Raw genomic sequence first — 22894 nt, 5'->3', positions numbered from 1 at the left:
TTAATCTATAATTTTTTCAATCCTTTTAAATCAGAAGCAGTTCCTTCTTTAATGCTGATGGCAACACCTCCGCCGGCAGCTAAATATTGCTTCAGTTTGCTTTTTGAGTTTACGACAACTTTGGTAACGGTATATTTCTGCGGATTTTGATTCCAATTGGCTTCTTTGGCATCAGCATAAATAGTGGCGATGAAATTTTTTCCGGCAGGTAAATAATCAAATGAAATGTTTGCTGTTCTTGCATTTTCATCTGTAATTCCGCCAATAAACCATTCACTTTTGCCTTTTGCTTTACGTGCAATTGTAATATAATCCCCAGGTTCAGCTTCCAGAATATAGCTGTTATCCCAATCTACAGCGACGTCTTTTATGAATTGGAAAGCATCTGGAAAACGTTCGTAATTTCCCGGAATATCAGCAGCCATTTGCAGCGGGCTGTACATTGTCACATAATAAGCTAATTGTTTAACTAAAGTCGTATTTACTCGTTGTGAACTTCCGGTTCCGTAATACGAAAGATCGGTTTGGAAAATTCCGGGTGTATAATCCATCGGACCTCCCATTAATCTTGTAAACGGAAGAATCGTTGTGTGATCCGGAGCTAATCCTCCCATAGATTCAAACTCGGTGCCGCGCGCTGACTCCTGAGCGATCCAGTTTGGAAAAGTACGGTTTAGGCCTGTTGGACGAACCGCTTCGTGACTGTCAATCATAATTTTATAATCGGCAGCACGTTTTGCAACGTTTATGTAATGGTTTACCATCCATTGTCCGTCATGATGTTCTCCACGCGGAATAATTTTTCCAACATAACCGGTCTTTACAGCATCATAACCATTGTTGTTCATAAACTCAAAAGCACGATCTAAACGACGTTCGTAATTGGTTGCAGATCCGGATGTTTCATGGTGCATGATAATTTTTACACCTTTTGAAGCAGCATATTCATGTACTGCTTTTACATCAAAATCAGGATACGCTGTTACGTAATCAAAAACCTCTTCTTTCCAGTTCCCAATCCAGTCTTCCCAGCCAATGTTCCAGCCTTCGATCAAAATTGCATCGAAACCATTTTTAGAAGCAAAATCAATATATTCTTTTGCACGTTCTGTTGTGGCTCCGTGTTTTCCGTTTGGAGTAAGTTTTGTAAAATCATCTGTTAATTTTACGTTTGTTTCTTTTCCAAAAGCCCAGGTACTTTTTCCGGCTACAAAATATTCCCACCAAATCCCGATGTATTTTACAGGTTTAATCCACGATACATCTTTATAACTTGTTGGCTCATTAAGATTTAAAATTAATTTTGAAGCTAAAATATCTGTTGCTTTATCGCTTACAACAATTGTTCTCCAAGGCGATTGAGCGTCTGTCTGGATGTAACCTTTTGCACCAACAGCATCCGGAGCTAAATGACTTATCATTTTGTTGTTTACAGCATCGACTTCAAGATACATAGCAGGATAATTGATTAATCCCGCTTCGTGAATGTTAATGTATAAACCATCATCAGATTTCATCATTGAAGGTGTTTGTACAGACAATTCTTTAATTGGCCACTGCGAATTGATTTCGATCGTAGCTTTTTTCATCAACGAAGGAATCTCTGAAATTTTTGATGTTGTATAAGCATATTCGTTGGTATCATAATCTCCCGGAATCCAGAAAATTTTATGATTACCAGCCAAATTAAATTGAGAACGTTCTTCTTTTATTACGAAATAATTTAGATCATTTTGTTTTGGAAATTCATATCTAAATCCCAATCCGTCATTGAATAAACGGAAACGAATACGAATAAATCTATTGTTATTTTTCGCCTGAGCTAAGGTGACAACCAATTCGTTGTAATGATTGCGAATTGTTTTTTCTTCTCCTAAAACCGGATTCCAATTTTCATCAACAGAAGATTGTGCCGTATTTGTAATGGTAAAACCATCCAAAAATGAAGGCAGGCTTTGTAGTTCTAAACCCAAAGAACTTGGTTTTATAACTGCTTTTTGTTTGTATGATAATTGGTAAGAAGGAATTCCGCCTTCTTTTAATTCAAATTTTAGAGAAAGATTTTTGTCCGGCGAATTTATTTCTTGTGCCTGAAGCCAGATTGTACTTAGGAATACAAAAAATAAAAGCGCTGTTTTTTTGCTCAAACGAATTTGACGCAATGATTTTTGGGATTGAAAATTCATGTTATTTAGTTTTTTGCAAATCTAATTTTATTTAAAGCTGCATTGTAATTAATTTTTCAATATTAAATATTGAAAAGGCTGAAGTGTTATATCTGTACCAACATTAACTGCTGTTCCGGTTAAAGCGTCTTTCCAGTTTCCTTTTAAAGAGGAAGGAACAAGATGTTTTACAGTTGAGCCGGTCAAATTAGAAAGCACAAAAACTTTTTCTGAGTCTTTTTCCATTGTAAATGCACTCACGGCATCACTGCTATAACCTGTAAAAGCTCCTTTTTTAACCGCATTACTTGTCTTTCTAAAAGCAATGATTTTTTTGTATTCTGCCAGCATTTCATTATCTGCAGTTGACCAGTCAATTGGAGTTCTCGAGAAATAGTTTATTCTTTGGGCATATCCAATTTCCTGTCCGTTGTAAATCATCGGAACAGATTTTAAATAAGCCGCAACAACAAAAGCCGCGATGGATCCTTTTTTGCCTCCAAAAAGCTCTAATGGAGTCCCTTCACTAAGATTTACATCATGATTGCTGGTGTATCTTACGACTCTGTTTTCCGGATTGTAGTTGTTCGCATATTCTGTTGCATTTGAATCCTGAATTGTAGTTGCGGGTTTACTGTCTTTAAAAAGTTTTTCTAAAGTACTAAAGAAGTTAAAACCAAAAGTATAGTCAAAACCAGCAGCAAAATGGTTTGTTCTTGAACCTTCAGCAAGCATTAGTATGTTTTGGGTTTTCTTGATTTTTCTCAGTTTAGTAATTGCTTCCGACCAAAAAGTCTGTGGCACAAAATCAGCATAATCGCATCTAAAACCATCTATGTTTGCATTGTAAACCCAATAGGACATCGCATCGATCATTGCGCTTTTCATTTCGGCATTGTTAAAATCCAGCTGCGCCACATCATTGTAGTTTGTTCCCGGAGGAATAATGATATTTCCGTTTGCATCTTTTTGGTACCAATTTGGATGTTCTGTAATCCAGTTGTTATCCCATGCAGTGTGATTGGCAACCCAGTCTAAAACAACTGCCATGTTTTTTTTGTGCGCTTCTTCAACTAAAGTCTGAAGATCCTGAAGTGTTCCAAAATCAGGATTTACAGCCTTATAATCTTTTACCGCATAAGGCGATCCTAATTCTCCCGAAGCTTTTACTTTTCCAACAGGATACACCGGCATTAAGTAAATAACATTGGCGCCAAGTTCCTGAATTTGGCTCAATCTGTCCTGAACTCCTTTTAAGGTTCCGGCCTGACTGAAAGCACGAATATTTACCTGATAAATTACAGCATCTTCCTTTTTTGGCATTTTATCAAATGGAGTACCATACTGCGTGTAAGGAGATTCCGTGCCCTTTGTATCGTCATCAGAAGAACTGCAGGAAATAAAGGCTAATGCCAGTAAAAATCCGTAGACGATTTTTATATTGAATTTCATAATTTTTGATTTTTTAAAGTTCGGAGAGGTGAGAAGTAACCTGCCTTTCGAAGTAAAAGACAGGTAAACTCAAACCAAACTAAACTTAATTTTTATTATTTTTTAACAATCGATGTAATAGCAGTTGCCGGATAACCTGCTGCTGCCGCATCTGTTTCTATAATTTTAAACGTTATTTCATAAGTTCCTGCCTCAGCAATAGTATAAGCTCCTCCATTATCCAGATTTACAATATTTGTTGATGGATCTGCAGGACCGTAATTAATTGTCCATGCATCGTTCAATCTAAATTTTAAAGCTCCGGGTAAAAGGTTTGTTGTAATTTTCCAAATTTGAGAAACATGATCGTACGACATTGGAACAGAATGATTCCATCCATAATTTGGATCTCCGGCTGTTTGATCTGCTGTTGCAGATGCTGGCCCTACAATTCCCCATGCATACGGAGTCTGGCTCCATTTTAAAGTATTTAAATTTACTTTAATTTGATATGAACCTGCACCCGGAAGTACAAAATCAGTATCGCTCATGTTTTGCAGATCATTGTTTGTAGCTCCCGCACCGTAAAATTGTGCCCAGTTTCTGGCCGTATTTAATTTAAAGCCGGGACCTGCTCCAACCGGAACTGTCATGTATCCCTGATAAATTCCTTTTTGAATTGCTGTTAAAGCTGCAGCAGTTTCGACAGCCCATCCCTGATAGCTTCCAGGCATATAAATTTCACCAAAAACAACACTTTTTTCATATGGAGTAATGGTTAAAGTAACAGGATTAGAATAGATTTTTCGATCCATTGCAGCTTCTACGCGAACCACTAGTTTTCCGGCAGCATTTGGCTCAAGTCCTAAATCGACAGCAATTTTATTTAAATCCCTGCCTGTTAAAGTTTTGCTTAAAACATCTGTGCCCACTTCAACCCGTTTTGATTTTTGCCATGCGTTACTTCCGCTTGTATCTCCAATTAAATCAAATTGAATTGCGTATGTTACCGGCGCTTCGACAGGAAAAGAAACTGAAGGCCATGAAACAAGTAAAACCTGATCGTCTGCAGTATCTTCTGTAAGTATTAAAGTGTTGGATGAAGCTGTAATTTCAGAAGGAAAACTAACCGACTTTAATGTCGTTAATTCAGCTCCGCTTTCGCAGGAACCCAGAAAAAGCACACTGCCCAGTAATATTAATTTATTGATATATTTTTTCATGATAGTTTTATTTTTAGTAACCAGGGTTTTGTTTTAATCCTAGATTAGCATTTAAAGCCGAAGTTGGAATTGGGAACAATTTTCTGTAAGCTGGAGATGCAGGTCTGAATTCGTTTGCCAATAAAAATTTATCAAAACGAATCATATCTTGTCTTCTGTGGCCTTCCCAGTTTAATTCGAATCCTCTTTCATTATAAATATCATCAAGAGTTGGGTTTCCTGTCAACGCATCTAATCCTGCACGTTGTCTAATCTGATCAACAAAAGGTTTTGCTGCACCCGGATTTCCTAATCGGGCATTACATTCAGCCATCATTAAAAGAACATCTGCATATCTGAAAATTGGAAAATCATTAGAAGCTCCACCGCCTGTTCTTGGTGCTGCAGGATAAAACTTCACATTACGAACTCCCGCCTGCGGATCTGCACCCGGATTATCAAGAGAAGCTACATCGAGGGTATAATTGAATCCGCCCGGCTGTTCTCCAAATAAAAACTGTTTTCTGCGAATATCATTTTCATCATATTTTAAGAAAAATTCTTTAGGGACAATTGTACCGTTCCATCCGCTGTAACCAAACAAAGCCTGAGCATGTGCACCGTATAAACTGCGAACTGCATAAACATTACGGGATACAACGTCTAGTGTTGCATAAATGGAAAGAATTGTTTCATCTTCAGGAAGAACATCTCCAAATAATTCATAATATTTATTTCCAAGAGGATTTGAAGCATCGACAGCACCTGAGTGTAGTGTAAATCCGCCTTCAGCCACTTTGTTACAGGCAGCTAAAGCTTCATTCCATTTTGGGGTTCCCGTATAAACTTCTGCATTTAAATACACTTTTGCCAGCAGGGTGTAACCCGCCCATTTATTAAACCTTCCGTAATAATTACCGCCTTTTGTTCCGGAAAGTAATGGTACATTTTCATTCAATTCTTTCACGATAAAATCAAAAACTTCTTTACGGCTTGACTGTGGAATTTTATCAACCGTGATATTATTGTCTGTGAAGAAAGGAACATTTCCATAATCATCAATCAATAGATAGTAAAAGAAAGCTCTGAGTACTTTTGCTTCGGCAATTTTAGAAGCTTCAGCATTTGATTTTTCCAGTAAGCTAACGGCTAAATTGGCATTAAAAACAGCCTTGTATAACCAGTTCCAGGTATTGTTAATGATGAAATCTGTAGGCAGCCATTGGTGTTTGTGCAGGCGGGCAAAATCCTGCTGCCAGTCGCCTGTATTTCTATGTGGAATTACCTGTTCATCTGATGACATACAGTTCATGTCGTACCAGCCATTATCTGCTCCGGCATATCCTACACCGCTGGCACCTTCTCTGGCGAATTCACCCGGAATCTGTGCATATACATTGGCAAGTGCGATATCTGCTCCTTCAGGAGTTCCGTAAAATTCGTCTGCCGGATATTTATCGTATACATTTTCGCTGACATCCGTGCAGCTGAAAAGTGCTAGGAAACAAACGCTTCCTGCGATTACTATATTTTTAATTTTCATCTTTTTTACTTATTTAAATTTTACAGTCAAACCAAATGCTACACTTCTGGTACGAGGATAAATTCCTTTATCGCCTCCAAAGCTGTCTCCGCTGCCGCTTACATTTAATTCAGGATCAATACCTGTATAATCTGTAATCAGGAACAAGTTGTTTCCTGTAAGTGAAAGTCTGATAGTATCAACATATTTATCTGTAAAACGGAAACTGTATCCGGCCGTAAGATTTTCTAAACGAATAAAGGAACCATCTTCTAACCATAAATCAGAGCCATAAGGAGAGGTATAAATTCCCTGATCTACAGCGCTTGCCAAAACATTGGATTTACCAATGTTTTCCATTCTGCTCAAATTAGAGCGTAAACTATTGTAAATTTTGTTTCCTCCGGAACCTCTTACTAACAATGAAGCATCAAAGTTTTTATATCGGTAAGAAGGGTTAAATGCAAAAGTATACGTTGGCAGAGCAGAACCTGCGTAGTAACGGTCCGGACTTCTTGTTCCCTGATCGATTATGCCGTTTCCGTCACGATCTAAAACTGTTTCAACATTGTTTTCATTTTTGCCTGTATGTTCCAGTATGTAGAAAGCTCCAACCGGTTTTCCTTTTACTAAATAAGAGTTTTCAGCTCCCCAGCCTACATAATCAGTATTTAATGGCACTCCGTTTATGCTTCCGCTTAAATTTAGCACTTCGTTTTTCATGAAAGAAACGTTTCCTGCCAAGGTAAGAGTGCTGTTTTGTGATTTAATCACATCATAAGCCAAAGAAACCTCAAGACCTTTGTTTGAAATACTTCCAACATTTGCCATGATACGATCGTGTGGAAATGGTGGCTGAGGTACTACATAATTAAATAACAAATTTTCTGTTTTAGAAGTATACACATCAACAGTACCTCTTAATCGATTGTTTAAAAGAGCAAAATCAAGACCTAAATTCGTTTGTTTTTTAGTTTCCCATTTTAAGTCGGCATTTGCATTTTGGCTAACGCTGTAATTTGGAATCTGCTGACCTCCAAAATAAGTAGTTCCTGAACTTCCAACCAATGCAATGGACTGCTGAGGATTAAGTCCTTGCTGATTACCGGTAACTCCGTAACCAGCACGAATTTTTAACTCATCAAACAAAGCTTGGTTTTGCATAAAAGGCTCTTTGTTAACCTGCCACGCAACAGATGCTGAAGGAAAATTTCCCCATTTATTATTTGCACCAAATACTGTTGAACCATCTCGTCGAATACTGGCCGTAACCAGATAACGATCTAACAAAGAATAGTTTAATCTTCCTAAAAATGAAACTAAACTTCTGTCATTTTTATATGAAGTAATATCACCTGGCCTAACATTTGACATATCTCCTAACTGAAGTGCATTGTAAGTTGTTTTATCATTCATAAAACCTCTGGCCTGTGCATAATTTCCCTGATAGGTTTGATTTTGCCATTCGTATAAACCCAATACGTTGATGTTATGTATGCCAAATGTTCTTTTATAGTTAAGACTAAAGTTGGTTAACTTTTCATTTTGTCTTTGATTATTGATATTCGCAAAACCTTTTTGATCAATAGCAAAAGCAACTGTAGATTCTATTGGCTGAAAATAGCCATATGTTACATTTGTTTTTCTCCAGCTCCCGAACCAGCTTGCACTTAAACCTTTCGCTAAATCCAAATCCGCTTTTAAGCTTCCAAATAAATTGTCATTCTGCGCTTCGTTTGTAGTTGTCTGAGCAGCTGCATAAGGATTTAAATATTGAAATACATTTGGATCTGTAAAGTAAGTTCCGTCGGTATTGTAAACAGGGTCTGTTGGTCTAAGCAAATAAGCATTTGTAATCAAATTTGATGTATATGCTGCTGTACCAATACTTTGAATACTGCTCTTTGTATTATTTACACCGGTATTTAAATTAAAAGTCAATTTTAATTTATCATCAAGTGCTAATTGGGTAGCCTGAATACGGCCAATATATTTTTGATTGCTTGAATTAATAACAACTCCCTCTTGTAAAATTGCAGTTAAAGAAGCTCTGTAATTGAATTTATCTGTACCTCCTCCAAAAGATAAAGTATGTGTCTGGGTAATTCCAGTTTGGGTTAAAAGACCGTACCAATCTGTATCAGAACCATGATTTGCCGATGCCGGAACACCAACACTTTGTGCCGCAGTCCACCATTCGTCAGCACTCAACATATCTAATTTCTTCGGAATAAAATCTAAAGATGTTGATCCAATGTATTCCATAGTAGTTTTACCGGCTTTGTTCTTTTTTGTAGAAACAATGATTACACCCGGTGCACCGCGAGAACCGTAAATAGCAGTTGCAGAAGCATCTTTTAAAATGTCAATACTTTCAATTTCGCTGGGCGGAACCTGATTTAATAAATCCATATTTCCCTGAATTCCATCAACAACAACCAATGGATCACTTCCGCCAATTAAAGAAGAAATTCCACGGATACGAACACTAGGTCCAGAACCCGGCTCACTTCCTATTTGATTGATGTTTACACCAGCCGCTTTTCCGGAAATCAATTGTAACGGATTTACAATTGCTCCCTGATTCATATCTTTTGCAGCAATGGAAGAAACTGCTCCGGTTACATCTTTTTTGATTGTTGTACCATAACCCACAACTACAATTTCCTGTAAGTCTGTAGCATCTGGAAAAAGCTGAATATTGATTACGTTTTGATTTGCAGTAACTTTCTTCTCCTTATATCCAACAAAAGAAACAATAATTACAGACTGGCTGCTTTCGACAGTAATTTTGTATTTTCCGTCAAAATCAGTAACCATTCCGTTTTTAGTTCCTTCTTCAATAACCGAAGCTCCGGGAAGCGGCATTCCGTTTTCATCAGTAATTATACCGGTAACAGTTTGTTTTTGAAATTCGACTGCCTGTGTTCTAAGTTCAGGTTTTTTAAGGATAATCTGTGTGTCTCTGATTTTAAATTCAGTTGGGGTTCCTTTAAAAATTTTGTCTAAAACCACATATATCGATTGATCTTTTACAGAAATAGAAACTGTCCGGTCTAAGTCGATATCGTTCAGTTTATAAATAAATCTGAAATCTGTTTTTTGTTCAATGGTCTCAATAACCTTTTCGATTGTTGAATTGTTTAATTCGAGGGTAACTTTTGTCTTTTGGGCATAAGAATTTCCCCTGATATTAAACATGGCGACCAAAATAAGTAGTGTAGTTAGTTTCAATTTTAGGTCATTTTGGAACAATGAGTATAAGAACCCATTATTCTTAGATTTTTTTTTCATAATTTTGTTAATTGATTGTAGTTAATTCGTTATATTCAATCACTTAGTTAATCGGAAATTGTTCGCAGCTCTTTCCGATTTTTTTATTTTTGTAATCTTAGTTCATCATATTTTTTTATTTGGTTAGTGGTTATTTAATTAGTATCTGATCGTTTTTTATTGTGTAATTAATACCGTGAATGTCGTTGAAATAGCTCATCACTTTATCAATTGATTCGTCGCTGAAACTAGCATTGAATTTTTCGTTTGCCAGTTTTTCATTTTTATTTATGATGGTAACATTATATCGCCTTTCTAATTTTGTAATAATATTTTTGAAAGTCATATTCCTAAAAGTCAGTCCTCCATTTATCCATGAAGTATAAATGTCTGTAATAACCGCTTTAGTCGAAATTTTAGCATTTTCTTTGTTGAAGCTTCCTTTAAATCCAGGTTTTAAAATAGTGTTTTTTGAAGCATCAAATTCTTCGTTTGAATGATACATCCCGACAGAACCTTCAACTAAAACAACATCTGCAGCAGCATCTTCAGGATAATTAGAAACGTTAAAATGTGTCCCTAAAACTCTAACATTCAATTCGTCAGCATTTACGATGAACGGATGTTTTTTGTCTTTTGCAACATCAAAAAAAGCCTCTCCGTCCAGAAAAACCTGTCTGTTTTCGCCAGCAATAAATTTTACAGGATATTTTAAAGTTGTTCCGGCGTTTAAATGAACCATAGTGCCGTCTGATAACTGAAGGCGGAATTTTTTGCCGTATGGAATTTTAATGATGTTGTAAACTAATTTTTCAGGGTCCAAACTATTTTCATAAACAATTTTATCGCCACTCTGGTTTCCAATAATATTTCCTTTTGAATCCTTTACCTGAGCAGAATTATGTTCAGACAAAATTTGTGTTTCTCCATTTTCTAATTGTAATACGATGTCAGAGCTTTTAAAATCAAATTTCTGTTCAACAGCTTTTTCAGAAATGTGCTGTTTGTAGAAAAATCCAATTCCCAATAAAACAATTACAGAAGCAGCAATCGAAATATATTTTCTGAAATTTTGTCTTCTTTTAGGTATTTCAATAACAGATTCTTCTTCTTCTTCTTTTGAAGTCGATAATATGTTCATGAAAATGGTATCGGCGGTTTGTTGATGCATTTTTGGCATTTTGCCCAAAAGATTTTGAATGTCTTCTACCGTTGGAAAATCATCAGTAAGTTGATTTTTTTTATAATAATCAACTACCTCGTTTATTTCTTCAGGTGTACATTGGTTTAAAACAAATTTTTGTAAAAGACTTTTTATTTCAGGATTTGAATTCATTACGAATTGTTTTTAGGTCGTGTTTTGATATAATACAGCCGAAAACGATTTCAGTACTACTCAAACGTTGTAAATTTTTAAATTTTAACATTTAAAGAGATTTTCAAATATTTAAATCATTGATTTCAAGCGATTTAATTAAATAATATTTTTTCAAAAAATGCATAAAATCTTTGTCAAAGTTTCAAACTTTGACAAAGATGCAGCACAAACAACATCAAAACATAGCCCACGGTTTCAATCGTGGGAAGCGTTTTGTGATATGCGTTGCGTTATTCGCATTTTCTCCCACGGTTGAAACCGTGGGCTATGTTTGGAAAATGAATTAAAAAATTTAATGTAAAAAAAAATCACTCGGGAAGAGTGATTTAATTGGTTAAAAATTGGTTTTGGTTAGATAATCTCGTCGTGAATCTGAAAAAAGACCCGCATTGATTCTAATGCTTTGCTCATTTGGTTCCTGACAGTATTTATAGAAATGCCGAGTTCCTGACTAATTTCTTCGTAACTCATGCCTTTCTTTCGTGACATTTTAAAAATTTGTTTCCGTTTTGGCGGTAACTGTTTCATGGCCTGTTTTCGAATTTTTTTACAGTCTTCTTCGCGAATGGAATAATCTCCGTATTCATACGATTGTTGACTTTCATAAAAAACGGTCTCTTTTAAAACCAAATCATTTGCAGCTTTGTTTAATATATTAAAAGCCTGATTTCTGGCAATGGTAAAAATATAAGCTTTAAAAGATTGTTCTAAATTTAGGTTTTCCCTATGCTGCCATACTTTCATAAAAACATCCTGTACATTTTCTTCGGCAGCTTCTTTCGATTTTAGTAAACTGATACTATACCCATAAATATCCTGATAATACAAATCAAAAAGGGAACGAAATGCTTTTTCGCTTCCATTTTTTAGTTCGCTTACCAATAATTTGTCGCTATAGTCTTTGGCTTCCAACATTAAATTAATTAGTTTGTATTTAAATCTAATTATATTACGATACTATCAAAATCGATACTCTAATGCGTTGAGTGATTAGCAAATATATAAAAATATTATTCGCAGCAAATAATGGTAAAATAAACTTAATTCGGTTTTTTGTGATTTATTTTAACCGGATCTCAGGAAATACGGTGTCAAAATGCTTTTTATCAAGTTGATAAATTTTTGGCTAAAATTTTAAAAATTAACTATATTGAGATTTGTTTTTTGAGAATATTCTTATTTCAGAATTAAAGAATTGAAAAATTATAAGTAGAAATGGATAAAAAAAATCCTTTTATCTTTTCACGAAAAGACAAAAGGATGATTGAAAATTGAAATTATTTTTAAGATGTAAAATTAAATTTTGGGTTTAGTTTTTCAAATCTTTAATTACTTTAAAAGCAACATCGACCTGATCTTCACCAACTAAAATTGTAAATTCGTTTGATGTAGAAATTACCTCATTTATAATGATTCCTTCCCAGGCTAAACGCTGGAAAATGAAGTAATAAATACCGGGAACAACAATATTTTCTTTTGGTAATTTTACAGTAATCGAAGCCAGATTGTCTAATTTCTGAATTAATTTTTCTCTCATAAAGTGTTTTTCAACTAAATGATTTACACTGCTGCTTACTACGATATTAGTTTCGTTTACACCACGAGATGAGGTATAGAAAATATCAGATAAAGCATTGATATCAGAAATTAAATCGGCCTGTTTATTTAAAACAGTTTCAGAAGCTGCAAAAGTGTAATCTGTCAATTCAGATCTTACTGTAATTTCACCAATATTCTTGATTACTTTATTGATTTTGTGGTTTAATTTAAAATCTAATTCTTCGGTTAATCGTTTCAGCGACATTACAACAGCGCCTTGTTTTACTTCTTTTCCAAATTCATTTTCCAACTCGGTCATAATGTTCCGAGATAGAGAAGTCAGGTTGATAATCCCGAGAGATAAAGCGTTTAAAAGAAAGGGTTTTGTTTTGATGTAATTTTCGACGATAGAAGAAACGGTTTTCATAATTTTTTCTTTTTTTTTGTAACGTAATTGGGTTGGTTTAGTTAATTTGATGTTATAAATCTTTGCAAAGATAAATAAAAAAACAATTTGTTACAATTATAACAATGAAAAATTATGTTAAAAATGATAAAAAGCATCAGTAAGATGTTCAATTGCAAATGATTCCCCGTTTTTATGGATCGCAACGATGTCAAAACGAATATTTAAATCTTCTTCAAAATCCATTTCCCTATAGTTTATGTAGGCATTTACTGCTTTTATTAAGAGTTGAATTTTTTTTGGCTTCACAAAATCCTGCGGAGAACCAAAATCCAGACTCGATCTTGTCTTTACTTCAACGATTGCCAGAGTATTGTCTTTTTGAGCAATAATATCTATTTCAGCTTTTTGGAAAACCCAGTTTCGGTCTAAAATTTCATACCCATTTTGCTTTAAATGTTCTGCCGCAAGTTCTTCTCCTCTTTTGCCAAGTTCGTTATGTTCTGCCATTTTTTTAAGTTTTCGGTTTTCAGTCTCAGTTTTCAGTTTTTTGCGCTGAGGTTGAATTATTTTATTTAAAATACTTTTGCAATCAAAGACGCGAAGCCGCAAAATATATTTAAACTTTGCGGCTTCGCGTCTTTGCGAAATTTTTTATGTGGTATTTTGAGTTTTCCTAAAAAAGGATTTATGTGATATTATTTCTGAAAAGTAACCGTACTTCCAGATGCGTTGACATCAATAGAAATAGTGCATCCCATGATTAAAGCTCTATTGTCCTGAATATGTCCCGCCGGGAAATTAAAGATTACAGGAATATTGTATTTTTTGGTTACATCATCAATAATTTCTAATGCATTTTTACCCCACGGCACTTCATTGTCTTTCATTTTGGTCATTCCGCCAATGATGATTCCTTTTAAGTTTTCAATACAGCCGTTGCGTCTTAAATTCATCATCATTCGATCAATATGATAAAGATATTCATCTAAATCTTCAATAAATAAAATCTTGTCTTTGCAGTCAATTGCAGATGGAGAGCCCAATAAACTATATAATATCGAAAGATTTCCTCCAACTAATTCGCCAGTTGCCTTGCCAAAACGATTCATACTGCTGGGTTCAATAGAGTAGGAAAGAGGTTCGCCAAACAAACTCGATTTCATTGAACTAATTGCTGCCGGAGTTGCACGCGGAATTGTTACGGGCATGACACCATGAATAGATTTATAACCCATTGTATTTAAATGATTGTGCAAAACTGTTACATCGCTAAACCCAATAATCCATTTTGGGTGCTGTTTGAATTTTGTAAAATCCAGTAAATCCAGCATTCTCACAGTTCCATAACCGCCCCGAACACACCAAATTGCTTTTATATTAGGATTGTCTAATTGTTTTTGAAAATCGGCTGCACGTTGTTCATCTGTTCCGGCCAGTTGGTGGTAATCTAATCCAATTGAGCTTCCAATAACAGCTTCTAATCCCCAGCTTTTCAGTAAATCTATGGTTGGTTTTAAATTGTCGTCAATATTTTTTCTGGCAGTTGCCAAGAGAGCTACAGTATCGCCTTTTTGTAAATAAGGAGGTGTTATCATGATTTGTTGAGATTGACAGTTGAATGATTGTAAAACAAAAATAAGAAATGCCAGTTTAGAGCTGGTAAAATATTTCTTGATTTTAAGGGAACTATTCATGTTTCTTTTTTGATTTAATAAAAAAATTAAAATTGATGCGGACAAAAATATTGAAATTTCCTACAAATTATTTATATTGAGCGCTTAAAATTTTAAAGTTATGCAAATTATTAAAATTCAATTTTGTTTACTGGCCTTTTTTATCATTTCTTTCTTAACTGCCCAATCAAAAAAATACAATATTCACACTTTGGCATTTTACAATTTCGAAAACCTTTTTGACACTAATGATGATCCCAGTACAAATGATGATGAATGGACGCCAGCAGGAACTCAGCATTGGACAAAGGAAAAGTACGAACAGAAATTAAAGAATCTTTCGAGAGTAATTTCTGAAATAGGTACACCTGAAAATTCGAATGCCCCAGCTTTACTAGGCTGCTCCGAAATTGAAAACAGAGGAGTTCTGGAAGATTTAATAAAACAGGAAAAAATTGCAAATTATGATTACGGAATCATTCATTTTGACTCTCCGGACCACCGTGGCATTGATGTAGCGCTTTTGTATCAAAAGAAATATTTCAGGCCGACATCTTACGTTAATATTCCATTATTAATTTATAAAAACAGTGCAGCTGGACAGGAAAATAATAATGAAGATTTAGGTGATGTTGAAATCAAAGTCAATACTAAAAACAGAGTGTTTACAAGAGATCAGCTTTTAGTAACAGGATTTTTAGATAATGAAGAAATACATATAATAGTAAATCACTGGCCGTCGAGATCTGGTGGAGAAAAAGCCAGCAGCCCTTATCGGGAAGCTGCAGGGCGATTAAATCGAAAAATTATCGATTCCCTGCAAAGGATAAACCCAATGGCGAAAGTCATTACAATGGGCGATTTAAACGACGGCCCCTTTAATAAAAGCTTAAAGATAGCTTTGGGAACAAAAGCAAAGAAAACAGAAGTTTCTGAATCTGAAGTCTATAATCCATTCGAAGAAATGGCAGAAAAAGGAATGGGAACTCTCGCTTTTAGGGATTCCTGGGATATTTTTGATCAAATTATTATGACTAAATCCTTTATAGATTCTGATTTTTCAAATTTTAAATTTTGGAAAGCAGGTATTTTCAATAAACCTTATCTTATCCAAGCTACCGGAAAATATAAAGGATATCCTTTACGGAATACTTTAACTGAAGCTGGCTTTAGCGATCATTTTCCGGTTTATATTTATTTAATACGCGAGAAATTGTAGAGACTCACTTGCAGTGCGTCTTATAGGTTTTGATAATAGGAATGTAGACACACTGCGGTGCTTCTTTACAAATTCATTACCTTAGCGTTAATAAATATTGAAAAAAATGGCTATAGCAAAACCATTCAATCTTACAAAATGGATTGAAGATAACCGACACTTACTAAAACCACCCGTTGGGAATAAAAATTTATATGTTGATTCTGGCGATTATATCGTAATGATTGTTGCCGGGCCAAACGCCCGAAAAGATTATCATTATAACGAAACCGAAGAACTTTTTTATCAATTAGAAGGAAGTATAAAAGTTGTAATTCAGGAAGAGGGCGAGCGCAAAGAAATGGAATTAAATGCCGGAGATATGTATTTACATCCTGCTAAAATTCCACATTCTCCTGTACGTTCTGAAGGTTCGATAGGGTTAGTTATTGAACGCAAACGTGCCGGAAAAGGTTATACTGACGGACTTTTATGGCATTGTGATAACTGCAATCACAAACTTTATGAAGTATATTTTGAGTTACATAATATTGAGAAAGATTTCCTTCCTCATTTTGAGCATTTTTATAATTCAGAAGAGTTAAGAACTTGCGATAAATGTGGAAACGTAATGGATACAGATCCAAGGTTTACAGCTAAAAAATAACTTATTGATCTTGGATATGATTATAAAGCCCGACAGGTTTTTAAAACCTGTCGGGCTTTATTTTGTGTTAAAGAAAATTTTTAATATCATTTTTGATGTATATTTGTATCATAAACGCTACAAAAAAGTCTCAAAAATGATACAGGAAATTATCGCATATAAGAATATAGTAAATAATATTGAGTCTTTAATGGACAAATCTCCATATAAAAAAAACTATATTATTGAAAAAGTAGGTATTTCAAGCCCAACGTTTTATCGAAAATTGAAAACTCAATCATTCACCCCAGATGAAGTATTGTCTATTGCCAAAATACTTTCTCCAGAAGAAAATTTTATGCTTGAGTTAAAAGCAGATATTGAACAGGGTAAACGTGACTATGAAAATGGAGATTACATTACTCATGAAGAAATGCTTGCAGAATTAAAAAGTAAAAAACTGATTTAAGATTGTAAATCAATAAAACTTATCGGTTTTTGGCGGCTATTTGAAAAAGCAATTAAGATTAAATCGGTTTCTTTTATTTCGTAATATAATTTAACTTGTTTAGAAATAACTATTTCACGACATGATAACTCGATATTATACTTTCCTAATTGTGGATTTTTTTCTAATAGAACAATGATGTGTAATACATCTTTTATAAATTTTTTAGATATTAATAAAGTCCAATATTGTTCAAGATAATTTTTAATATTATAAAACGTATAGGTAGCTTTTTTTGACCAAACAATCCTCATTAGTAATTTCAAATTATTTATCAAAAATATAAAAAATAACTTACAAAATTATAGATTAAACTTTTTCCCTTGTTCAGGATAAATAATTTTCAGTCCTAAGTCATTTTGGCTTTTCAATTGCTCTTTTATTTTAGCAATATTATTCGCTGGTGGTTTTAAATGCGTAATAATAATTTTAAAATTATTTAAAGAACCTTTTCCAGCTAAATTTTCTAAAACATGAAGTTCAGTAATGAAATGATTTGGCTTTAAGTGTCCAAATAAAAACTGATCTGGCTGCTCGTTCGGGAAAGAAACTTCAATAAAAATTCCTTTCAATTTTTTGCTTTGAATTAAAGGAGCAACTGCAGTCCATAAATTTTTTAATTTATCACTTTTTTCTACAGAATCCGGTCCTGTATCTCCTAAATACAAAACATAATTATCTTCATTTTTAATTAAAAAAGCCGTGCTTTCAAAAGGATTTACGTGACTTAAAGGAAATGCTTCAGCCGTCATAGTAGTATTTGAAATCGGGGTTTCTTCAGCTAAATTTAAAGTTTGAAAATGGTATTTTTTCAAAGGAAATCCAACACCTTTATCTCCAAAATTTACCCATGTCTGATCGTTGAAATAATGATTTTCCATCATTTCCATACATTTTTGAGTCGCATAAACTGTTTTAGAAGAATCGGCTGGAGAATTTATTATTAAGCCGGAAACATGATCTAAATGGGCGTGCGAAATCAAATATCCTTTAATATATTTTCTTAAAACTTCACTGGCAGAAACTTTAAAAGCTTTATTTTCAATTGCTTTTTCAATTCCGGCATTTAACGTTCCTGCATCTAAACAAATAAAATCTTTTGTGCCGGACGGCGCGACTAAATAAGCCGAAAGATTTTTTTCATCAATTCCGCCCTTTATTCCAAGAGGAATAACCTGAAAAGAAGGTTTTTCTTTTTGTGAAAATGCATTAAATGAAATTAAAACAAAACATAGCAAAAGCCGGCTAAAAATGGTCATATTTATGAATTTTTAAAATGCAAATTTCATCAAATTTACCGAATAAATCCTGTTTGCTTTTCGTTAATACTTATAAAATAACGCTAAATTTACTTGTCTTTAATAATTCAATTCGATTTGAAATTAATTCTAAAATAATATCTTTACATAAAAATATAACAATTTTAACTAAAAAAGTTACAATGACAACAATAGCATCACAATTTGGCATGAATGAAGCTTTGGAAAAACTAGGAATTAAACTGGTTAACGAAGGAACTTCAACAGGAGTAGAGAACTTTTCATCGGGAGAAATTTTAGATAGTTTTTCTCCTGTAGACGGAAAACTGATTGCATCAGTAAAAACTTCAACTCTTGAAGATTACGAAAAAGTTATGCGTACAGCAACAGAAGCATTCAAAACTTTTAGACTTATTCCTGCGCCGCAGCGTGGTGAAATTGTGCGTCAGTTTGGAGAAAAATTGCGTGAAAATAAAGAAGCACTTGGAAAATTGGTTTCTTATGAAATGGGAAAATCATTGCAGGAAGGATATGGCGAAGTTCAGGAAATGATTGATATCTGCGATTTTGCCGTTGGATTATCGCGCCAATTACACGGATTAACAATGCATTCTGAAAGACCTGGACACAGAATGTATGAACAATATCATTCATTAGGAGTTGTCGGCATTATTTCGGCTTTTAATTTTCCTGTTGCCGTTTGGTCATGGAATACGGCTTTAGCATGGATTTCCGGAGATGTCTGCGTCTGGAAACCTTCTGAAAAAACTCCTCTTTGCGGAATTGCCTGTCAAAATATTATTGCTCAGGTTATTAAAGAAAATAATCTTCCGGAAGGAATTTCTTGTTTAATAAATGGAGATTACCAAATTGGAGAATTATTGACAAAAGACACTCGAATTCCGTTAATTTCTGCGACGGGTTCTACCAGAATGGGAAAAATCGTAGCACAGACGGTGGCCGGAAGATTAGGCAAATCATTATTAGAGCTTGGAGGAAATAATGCCATTATTGTAACTCCTGATGCTGATATAAAAATGACAGTTATTGGAGCTGTTTTTGGAGCCGTGGGAACTGCAGGTCAGCGTTGTACTTCGACTCGACGATTAATTATTCACGAAAGTATCTATGATAAAGTAAAAGATGCTCTTGTAGCAGCTTACAAACAATTACGAATCGGAAATCCGCTGGATGAAAATAATCATGTGGGACCGCTTATTGACACGCATGCAGTCGAAATGTACGCTGTCGCTTTAAATAAAGTAGTGGCTGAAGGCGGAAAAATTCTTGTAGAAGGCGGAGTTCTTTCTGGCGAGGGTTACGAAAGCGGCTGTTATGTAAAACCTGCCATTGCTGAAGCTGAAAACACTTTTGATATTGTACAGCACGAAACGTTTGCTCCGGTTTTATATTTAATTAAATATTCAGGAGATGTTGATAATGCAATCGAACTTCAAAATGGTGTCGCTCAGGGATTATCTTCTGCAATTATGACAAATAACCTGCGTGAGGCTGAAAGATTTTTGTCTGTGACAGGCTCTGACTGTGGAATTGCCAATGTAAATATTGGAACTTCAGGAGCAGAAATTGGAGGTGCTTTTGGTGGAGAAAAAGAAACGGGAGGCGGACGCGAATCTGGTTCTGATGCTTGGAAAATTTACATGAGACGCCAGACTAATACAATTAATTATACTACAAACCTTCCTTTGGCACAAGGAATTAAATTTGATTTGTAATTAAATATCTTTTAAAATTACAAAAGGCTTCCCGAACCTGGGAAGCCTTTTTTGTTAGAATTATAAACGATTATTTTTTAATAATAGTTTGGTGGAATGAACCATCTCCAGTATGAATTTTTGCTAAATAAGTTCCCGATGCTAGTTGATTTATATCTATAGTTTCATTTCCTTTTTGAGCAGTTTTCACTAAAATTCCGGAAATATTATAGATCAAAATTTTCTCCACTTTCAAATTAGGATCAGACACATAAAGTACATTTGATGCCGGATTTGGATATAAAAATACTTTAGAATTTGTATCAGCAGCAATTTCTTGTTTAGCTGTTTTTAATGTTCCGGTATTGTAAACCGTACTCATATAAAATAAATTTGAAGTATCTTTTTTAGTAATTGTATGACTTCCTGCGGACAATGAAACTGTTATAATTCCGTTTGTGGCTGCTTTGTCTACATTGTCTACTTTTATAGTTGCAGCAGCTTCAACAAAAACAAGAGTTAATGTACTCGCTTGTGTTGTTGTAAAAGTAATACTTGTAGCAGATTCAATTTTTAAACATTGTGTCAAAGTCAATCCGTTATAAGTCACAGTTCCTTTTGTGGTAGATAAGTTTCCGCTAATGCTATAGAAAGAACTTGTTTTTCCAGAAGTTGTAAAATTGTGTATTTCGCTTGCAGACGGATTGCTTGTATTTACCGTAATTGTTCCAGATCCAGTTGCTGCAGTTCCTGTTCCGATAGTTGTAACTGAATAAGAAACCGTCGCAGTTGGAGTTCCCGAAATAGTTATTGTTTTAGCCGATGTATTTTTTACAAAAGTTAATCCAGAAGTTGGCAAACCAGTTACAGTGGCATCAGTTGCAGTTCCTCCCCAAGTAAATACAATTGAGTTAATGGCAGCTCCGCTGGTTACGGTTTGGCTGTTATTATTTGTTGATGTTAAGGTTTGAGTTCCTGCCGCATTTACGGTAATAGTTCCTGAGCCAGTTGCAGGAGATCCTGCAGTTCCTGATGTAGCAATTGAATAATTTACTGTTGCAGTTGGAGTTCCTGTAATTGTAATTGTTTTTGCAGCTGTATTTTTAACAAAAGTTAAACCAGATGCTGGCAAACCTGTAACGGCTGCATCTGCTGCGTCTCCTCCCCAGGTAAAAACAATAGTTCCAATGGCAGTTCCACTCGTAACGGTTTGATTATTATTTGAAGTTGAAGTTAAAGTCTGGTTTCCGGCTGGTGGATTTGTACCGCCCTGAACATATACCAATGTAGTCTGATAGTTAGTCAATGCCGATTTCAATCCAGTGTTTACTGCATCGGCAGTGTCGTCAACTCCATTGTTGAATGTCCATTGAAAGTCCCCGCCAGAAACACGTCCTGCGTATTGCATTACATTTGTTCTTGCTGTTTCAGGGCTGTCCGGCGTGTATGAATACATTATACTTGAATTGGTATCAAAATTATTATATGTTTTTGCGCCTTTTTTTGATGTGATGCTGCTGCTTATGGTTTCATTTCTGGTAGACGCCACATAAGCATCAAATTCAACTGGATTTGTTGAAGCATTGTAAGAGACAAAACGAGTCTGACCGCTCATTGTATTATTGAAAGCTTTAATAGTTCCTCCGTCTTCACTAGAGAAAGTTCCTGTAGCTCCGTTATATACATCCGTTCCCTGCATAGAGGTAAGCATTGGATATTTACAGTTTCTAAAATAATTTGCTTCTACAAACACAGATGATCCAAGTGTCGATCCTGCTCCGTATTTTGAATTTCCATCATAATAATTATTGTAAACATGAGCAGAATAATAACGTACACGCGGATGACGTGAATCGGAATGGTCATACCAGTTATGATGGTACGTGATGTATAAACCTTGTGTTGTTCCTTCGCTTAAACCTAACAGATTACATTTTCCTGAATCCCAAAAGTGATTGTATGAAAAAGTAATATAAGTTGATTTTTTGCAATCCAGAGCTCCGTCACCTTTTATCTGGTCAGCGTCGCTTCCTGCATTTCCATAGAAAAAGTCGCAGTTGTGCACCCATACATAGTCGTTATCTTGCTGTAAACCAATATTATCGCCTTCGCCGCTGTCGCAGTTCATTGTTCCGATATTTCGTATTTCGATGTTTGAGGCATTTTTAATTCTGATTCCCCATCCATCTGCTACAGCATCATTTCCTATTCCTTCCAGCGTAAGATAAACCGAAGCATTTTTAGCATTTTCAATAACAATATCGCCACTCATCATATAAGATAAATCAGTAACCTGACCCACTACACGAATAATATAAGGTCTTGAATCTTTACCTTTTTTGTAACCGTCAAGAATCGTCTGTAAACCCACACAAGGATTTGTAGTTGCTCCCGTTACATCAAGAGAAACCGTGTTTTTAGTTTGTTCTGTTACGTAGATAATAACAGCATTGCTTTTCGGAGTTCCGTCAGCATTATAAGCACCCGGAACGCGAGAATTAGAAAACGCAAATCCGGATCGGTCATGTGCCTTAACCGTTAGTAAGCCGGTTGCAGTTCCTGTTCCTTCTGCACCGGAGATTACAGGTTTAATTTTTACAGAATAAGATCCGGCTTTTAAACCCGGAATATCTGCACGAAAATAACTCCCATAGCTTCTAATAAGTTGGTTGTCAATTTTTCTGTCGACAATCCCTTCTCCTGTAAAATATACATTATACGTTTGTGCATTGCTTACGGGCTGCCATTTTACAAATACAGATTCAAGCCATCCCCCTGCTTCAGTAATTTGCTGTGACCATGTTTGTACAGCAATAAAAAACATTGCAAGAAAAAGTAAGTTTTTTTTCATAATTGTTTAAGTTAGACATTAATAAATAAGTTTTGTGGTTTTTTGTGAGTATCGATTAAAACAAGTATTAAATTATTGTAATCGATTACACGAAATTATATAAAATTTCGATATTCTTATTTATT

17 protein-coding genes are annotated in these 22894 nt (G+C 34.8%); 4 read left to right on the top strand and 13 right to left on the bottom strand.

Features of this window, described 5'->3' with window-relative positions; genetic code table 11:
- Positions 1-5 precede the first annotated feature (5 nt).
- The 10 genes from ASE21_RS05950 to ASE21_RS05905 all read right to left on the bottom strand — a co-directional run bounded on the left by ASE21_RS05950 (position 6) and on the right by ASE21_RS05905 (position 14514).
- Complete coding sequence (locus ASE21_RS05950) at positions 6-2186, bottom strand: glycoside hydrolase family 97 protein (RefSeq protein WP_057121659.1); 2181 nt, start codon at positions 2184-2186, stop codon at positions 6-8.
- A gap of 48 nt (positions 2187-2234) precedes the next feature.
- Complete coding sequence (locus tag ASE21_RS05945; RefSeq protein ID WP_057121657.1) at positions 2235-3617, bottom strand: alpha-amylase family glycosyl hydrolase; 1383 nt, start codon at positions 3615-3617, stop codon at positions 2235-2237.
- A gap of 95 nt (positions 3618-3712) precedes the next feature.
- Positions 3713-4819 carry a SusE domain-containing protein gene (locus ASE21_RS05940; protein ID WP_057121654.1) on the bottom strand — a complete coding sequence of 369 codons (1107 nt, stop codon included), beginning with the start codon at positions 4817-4819 and terminating at the stop codon, positions 3713-3715.
- Positions 4820-4832: 13 nt separating this feature from the next.
- Positions 4833-6341 carry a RagB/SusD family nutrient uptake outer membrane protein gene (locus ASE21_RS05935; RefSeq protein ID WP_057121651.1) on the bottom strand — a complete coding sequence of 503 codons (1509 nt, stop codon included), beginning with the start codon at positions 6339-6341 and terminating at the stop codon, positions 4833-4835.
- Positions 6342-6350: 9 nt separating this feature from the next.
- Positions 6351-9554, bottom strand: a complete 3204-nt coding sequence (locus tag ASE21_RS05930) for a TonB-dependent receptor (protein ID WP_242410232.1) — start codon at positions 9552-9554, stop codon at positions 6351-6353.
- Between the two features lie 190 nt (positions 9555-9744).
- Positions 9745-10929, bottom strand: a complete 1185-nt coding sequence (locus ASE21_RS05925) for a FecR family protein (protein WP_057121646.1) — start codon at positions 10927-10929, stop codon at positions 9745-9747.
- Between the two features lie 393 nt (positions 10930-11322).
- Complete coding sequence (locus ASE21_RS05920; RefSeq protein ID WP_057121645.1) at positions 11323-11886, bottom strand: RNA polymerase sigma factor; 564 nt, start codon at positions 11884-11886, stop codon at positions 11323-11325.
- 394 nt (positions 11887-12280) lie between these two features.
- The gene (locus tag ASE21_RS05915; protein ID WP_012023298.1) at positions 12281-12937 is read right to left on the bottom strand and encodes a hypothetical protein; all 657 of its coding nucleotides are present in this window, start codon (positions 12935-12937) and stop codon (positions 12281-12283) included.
- Between the two features lie 117 nt (positions 12938-13054).
- On the bottom strand, positions 13055-13426 hold the full coding sequence (locus tag ASE21_RS05910; RefSeq protein ID WP_057122345.1) for a YraN family protein: 372 nt from the start codon (positions 13424-13426) through the stop codon (positions 13055-13057).
- Between the two features lie 188 nt (positions 13427-13614).
- Positions 13615-14514, bottom strand: coding sequence for an LD-carboxypeptidase (locus ASE21_RS05905; RefSeq protein ID WP_057122344.1), 900 nt, complete (start codon positions 14512-14514; stop codon positions 13615-13617).
- A 199-nt stretch (positions 14515-14713) separates the two neighbouring features.
- On the opposite strand from ASE21_RS05905, the gene ASE21_RS05900 reads away from it, so the two are divergent.
- From ASE21_RS05900 to ASE21_RS05890, 3 genes are all read left to right on the top strand, one after another.
- Complete coding sequence (locus ASE21_RS05900; protein ID WP_057121643.1) at positions 14714-15811, top strand: endonuclease; 1098 nt, start codon at positions 14714-14716, stop codon at positions 15809-15811.
- Positions 15812-15917: 106 nt separating this feature from the next.
- Positions 15918-16457: a 3-hydroxyanthranilate 3,4-dioxygenase gene (locus ASE21_RS05895; RefSeq protein ID WP_057122343.1), complete on the top strand. Its 540-nt coding sequence runs from the start codon at positions 15918-15920 to the stop codon at positions 16455-16457.
- Between the two features lie 136 nt (positions 16458-16593).
- Positions 16594-16905, top strand: coding sequence for a hypothetical protein (locus tag ASE21_RS05890; protein WP_057122342.1), 312 nt, complete (start codon positions 16594-16596; stop codon positions 16903-16905).
- On the opposite strand, the gene ASE21_RS05885 is transcribed toward ASE21_RS05890, so the two are convergent.
- Entirely contained in the window at positions 16902-17198 is a 297-nt protein-coding gene (locus ASE21_RS05885) for a type II toxin-antitoxin system RelE/ParE family toxin (protein WP_057121641.1), read from the bottom strand. The two genes, ASE21_RS05890 and ASE21_RS05885, sit on opposite strands and share 4 nt — an antisense overlap.
- A 48-nt stretch (positions 17199-17246) precedes the next feature.
- Positions 17247-18203, bottom strand: a complete 957-nt coding sequence (locus tag ASE21_RS05880; protein ID WP_057121639.1) for an MBL fold metallo-hydrolase — start codon at positions 18201-18203, stop codon at positions 17247-17249.
- Positions 18204-18385: 182 nt separating this feature from the next.
- Here ASE21_RS05880 and ASE21_RS05875 point away from each other — a divergent pair, with 182 nt between their 5' ends.
- Complete coding sequence (locus ASE21_RS05875) at positions 18386-19939, top strand: aldehyde dehydrogenase family protein (protein WP_057122341.1); 1554 nt, start codon at positions 18386-18388, stop codon at positions 19937-19939.
- Between the two features lie 70 nt (positions 19940-20009).
- Here the strand turns inward: ASE21_RS05875 and ASE21_RS05870 are convergent, their stop codons facing one another.
- Positions 20010-22769, bottom strand: a complete 2760-nt coding sequence (locus tag ASE21_RS05870) for a T9SS type A sorting domain-containing protein (protein WP_057121637.1) — start codon at positions 22767-22769, stop codon at positions 20010-20012.
- Positions 22770-22894: the final 125 nt, after the last annotated feature.

Origin of the sequence: Flavobacterium sp. Root901 (genome assembly GCF_001429765.1) — a bacterium.
Lineage (GTDB): Bacteria > Bacteroidota > Bacteroidia > Flavobacteriales > Flavobacteriaceae > Flavobacterium.
The sequence above is the reverse complement of the archived record's forward strand: the minus strand, read 5'-3'. Positions and strand labels throughout refer to the sequence as shown.

What these genes read in the sequence shown, in the direction of transcription:
- ASE21_RS05950 (WP_057121659.1), bottom strand. Translation starts at nt 2,186, where the DNA reads ATGAATTTTCAATCCCAAAAATCATTGCGTCAAATTCGTTTGAGCAAA.
- ASE21_RS05945 (WP_057121657.1), bottom strand. Translation starts at nt 3,617, where the DNA reads ATGAAATTCAATATAAAAATCGTCTACGGATTTTTACTGGCATTAGCC.
- ASE21_RS05940 (WP_057121654.1), bottom strand. Translation starts at nt 4,819, where the DNA reads ATGAAAAAATATATCAATAAATTAATATTACTGGGCAGTGTGCTTTTT.
- ASE21_RS05935 (WP_057121651.1), bottom strand. Translation starts at nt 6,341, where the DNA reads ATGAAAATTAAAAATATAGTAATCGCAGGAAGCGTTTGTTTCCTAGCA.
- ASE21_RS05925 (WP_057121646.1), bottom strand. Translation starts at nt 10,929, where the DNA reads ATGAATTCAAATCCTGAAATAAAAAGTCTTTTACAAAAATTTGTTTTA.
- ASE21_RS05920 (WP_057121645.1), bottom strand. Translation starts at nt 11,886, where the DNA reads ATGTTGGAAGCCAAAGACTATAGCGACAAATTATTGGTAAGCGAACTA.
- ASE21_RS05915 (WP_012023298.1), bottom strand. Translation starts at nt 12,937, where the DNA reads ATGAAAACCGTTTCTTCTATCGTCGAAAATTACATCAAAACAAAACCC.
- ASE21_RS05910 (WP_057122345.1), bottom strand. Translation starts at nt 13,426, where the DNA reads ATGGCAGAACATAACGAACTTGGCAAAAGAGGAGAAGAACTTGCGGCA.
- ASE21_RS05905 (WP_057122344.1), bottom strand. Translation starts at nt 14,514, where the DNA reads ATGATAACACCTCCTTATTTACAAAAAGGCGATACTGTAGCTCTCTTG.
- ASE21_RS05900 (WP_057121643.1), top strand. Translation starts at nt 14,714, where the DNA reads ATGCAAATTATTAAAATTCAATTTTGTTTACTGGCCTTTTTTATCATT.
- ASE21_RS05895 (WP_057122343.1), top strand. Translation starts at nt 15,918, where the DNA reads ATGGCTATAGCAAAACCATTCAATCTTACAAAATGGATTGAAGATAAC.
- ASE21_RS05890 (WP_057122342.1), top strand. Translation starts at nt 16,594, where the DNA reads ATGATACAGGAAATTATCGCATATAAGAATATAGTAAATAATATTGAG.
- ASE21_RS05885 (WP_057121641.1), bottom strand. Translation starts at nt 17,198, where the DNA reads ATGAGGATTGTTTGGTCAAAAAAAGCTACCTATACGTTTTATAATATT.
- ASE21_RS05880 (WP_057121639.1), bottom strand. Translation starts at nt 18,203, where the DNA reads ATGACCATTTTTAGCCGGCTTTTGCTATGTTTTGTTTTAATTTCATTT.
- ASE21_RS05875 (WP_057122341.1), top strand. Translation starts at nt 18,386, where the DNA reads ATGACAACAATAGCATCACAATTTGGCATGAATGAAGCTTTGGAAAAA.
- ASE21_RS05870 (WP_057121637.1), bottom strand. Translation starts at nt 22,769, where the DNA reads ATGAAAAAAAACTTACTTTTTCTTGCAATGTTTTTTATTGCTGTACAA.